The 1,540-nt window shown below is 68.5% G+C and carries 1 protein-coding gene; it reads right to left on the bottom strand.

All coding sequences use genetic code 11. The features are described 5' to 3' along the window. On the bottom strand, window positions 1-1,475 hold a 1,475-nt coding region (locus tag NON00_RS24510), incomplete at its 3' end, for a phage tail protein (protein WP_256025421.1). Window positions 1,476-1,540 lie beyond the last annotated feature (65 nt).

The following is a 1,540-nucleotide window of genomic DNA, read 5'->3' as shown; positions in this document are numbered from 1 at the left end:
ATGCTGGCCGGCGCCGCGATGCGGCCCGGATTGGGCAGCACCACCGAAGGGTTGTCGCCCGTGGCCCGCTCATCCGTGTCCGGATCCCAGGCCCACACCGCCTCATCCTCCTCCTGCAGCGTCAAATCGACGCCGCCATCGGCCGACAGCGTCCAGCCGGTGATCCGCGCCGGAAACGGCGCCAGGCGGTCCAGCGCGACGGTGACCACATCCCAGGGGCGAAAGCACAGCGCCGAATATTTGGCCGGGAAGCTCACCGTCCTCTGCCGCCGGTTGGCTTCAAGCGCCACCTTCATCAGCCGCTGCACCGTGGTCGCGCTGGTGGTCAGCGGGAATTCCAGATCCTCATAGAACCGCTCGCCGCCGTCCTCGGCGACGTAGTTGCTGGCCAGCAGCGGCGGCGCATCGGTGGTCTGCCAATTGGCGGCGGGCTCGACATAGGTGGCGCGCACCCCGTTGAAGAGATCGCGCATCGCCCGGCTGCCCTGGAGGGTGACATCGCCGCGCAGATCGTCGCTGGTGAGGGTGCCGACCGGCAGGCCCGGCCCGCCGGCATGGATGAAGAACCGCCCGCCCGAGACCACCAGCGCGCCGGCCATCGCCGAGACCAGTTTCTGGGTGATCGCGATCTTCCCTTCCGAGAGCGAGAAGGTGCCATTGACCGTGTAGCGCCGCTCGCCGGCGCCATCGAGCGTCCGCACTCCCTCGTCGCAGACATTCGCCGCCGCGATCAGGGCGGGGATGTCGATGTCGGACCAGGAAGCGCGCCAGCCGCAGGACGCCGTCAGATACCAGGCGAGGCAGAGGGCGGCATTGGTGCTGTAGCCGGTGCTGCCATCGCGCGGATCATAGATCTGGTCATTGCCCTCGACGATCGCGGAGAGGTTCGGCGGCCCAGACGGGAAGGCCTCGGCGGTGATCTTGAGGCGCGCGACGAGATAGGCACGGCCGCGGCCGCGATGCTCGGCCGTCCATTTTCCGTCCGTCTCGGCGACGAGGTTGGTATTCGCCGGCTGGTCGGCCGCGCCCAAATGGCGATCGATGCGGACCAGGCCAGCAAAGCGGCTATCGGTCTCGGGGGTATCACCGAGATACACCGTGCCGATCGCGCGCACGGAATGCGCGGCGAGCACGACCACAACATAAAAAAATCCGTCCTCGCGCCCCGCATCATCCGTCCTGCTGTGGATGAAGACGATCGGGCCGCCCAGCTTGACCCGGCCAAAGACGATCTGGTGCTCGGTGATGGCCTGGCGGAAGGATTGCTGCCGCGTCGCCGCCTGGGTGGCGAGGCTGCTGTCCGAAGAGGCATAGGTCGAGGAGGAGGCGGTCTTGGTGGGGAAGACCGTCTTGCCGATGGAGGAGACGACATAGGCGGTGCCCACCGCCGCGACGGCGCCGAGGATCCCGCCGCCCAGGGCCGCGCTGGTGATGCCGCCGGCGACCACGGCGATGAGGGGAACCGCGGCGGCCATCAGCCAATCCTCCAGGCGGTGGTGCAGATGGTGATCGGCTGGCGCAGCAGGCCCTGCGGCCCGAC

It is taken from the genome of Roseomonas sp. GC11 (genome assembly GCF_024437745.1).
In the GTDB taxonomy this organism is placed as follows: domain Bacteria; phylum Pseudomonadota; class Alphaproteobacteria; order Acetobacterales; family Acetobacteraceae; genus Pseudoroseomonas.
The sequence above is the reverse complement of the archived record's forward strand: the minus strand, read 5'-3'. Positions and strand labels throughout refer to the sequence as shown.